The organism is Isachenkonia alkalipeptolytica (genome assembly GCF_009910325.1).
Taxonomy (GTDB): domain Bacteria; phylum Bacillota; class Clostridia; order Peptostreptococcales; family T1SED10-28; genus Isachenkonia; species Isachenkonia alkalipeptolytica.
Map to the genome: position 1 here is coordinate 1 of NZ_SUMG01000057.1, position 1124 is coordinate 1124.

1 protein-coding gene is annotated in these 1124 nt (G+C 30.9%); it reads left to right on the plus strand.

Translation table 11 applies throughout. The features are described 5' to 3' along the window. Positions 1–197 precede the first annotated feature (197 nt). Positions 198–1010, plus strand: coding sequence for a shikimate kinase (locus ISALK_RS14845; protein WP_160723660.1), 813 nt, complete (start codon positions 198–200; stop codon positions 1008–1010). The last annotated feature ends 114 nt before the right edge of the window (positions 1011–1124 follow it).

Consider the following 1124-nt stretch of genomic DNA (forward strand, 5'->3'; position numbering starts at 1 on the left):
TTTCGAATTGATTGTAGGATTGTTTGCAGCACTTAAAGCTAAGGAAAAAAAACGAAACCCTATTATATGGTTTTTTCTGGGTTTTCTTTTTTCAGTGATAGGGTTACTGATGATTTTCGCCTTGCCTTATAAAAAAGATTCTAATGAGTTTATAAAGGGTAGATAAAACTATAATTATAAAATAGAAAGGAAGTCATATGAAATCTATACATGAAACTAGAAATGAAATTAATCAACTAGATCAACAAGTCTCAAAACTACTTAAGGAACGGTTTTTATTATTAGATAAAGTTTTAGAGTATAAAATTCTAAAAGAAGAACAAATTGAAAATCTTCAACGGGAAAAAGAAGTTATTGAAAATATTGCCAGTGGGTCGGATAAATATGATTATCACCTTAAAGAAATTTATCATAAAATTGTGGAACAAAGTAAATCTTATCAATGGCATCTTTTGCTGAAAGAGAATATATATATTATCGGCTTTATGGCTGTTGGCAAAACCACATTAGGTAAAACATTGTCACAAAAAATTCAGTGGGAATTTTTAGATACGGACTTATCTATTGAAGAGCGGGAACAGCGGAAGGTAAAAGATATTTTTAAAGAATCGGGAGAGGATTATTTTCGGGATTTGGAAGCAAAGGTCATTCAAGATATTCATGAAGATTGGATAAGGGATAATGATAAAAAGATTATTGCCTGCGGAGGAGGGGTTATTCTTAATCCCGAGAATGTCAGGACGATGAAAAAAAATGGAGTGATCGTTTATCTCGAAGGTGATATTAATACGATTTATAATCGAATAAGCCTAAATGACTCTCGACCTTTATTAAGTGAAGCAAAAGACTTAAAAAGAAGAGTGGAAACTTTGTTGGAATCTCGACAGAACCTTTACAGAGAAATTGCGGATATCACTTTATTTGTTGGTGAAGAAACACCGAAAGAGTTAGTTGGTTCTTTAATTCAAGAATTAGAGCATTATGAAAGAAAGAGGTCACTATCTGAATAGGTGGTGATTTTTCTTTATTTATAGTTGAATAACAGGATATAAGCTCTTAAATAGTATTTTTGTAGAAGGATTATAATTATTTACTGAAACTTTTAAAAGAGTGGACAAGTTAAA

Excerpts from the sequence above, each read along its gene's own strand:
- ISALK_RS14845 (WP_160723660.1), top strand. The coding sequence starts at position 198 with ATGAAATCTATACATGAAACTAGAAATGAAATTAATCAACTAGATCAA.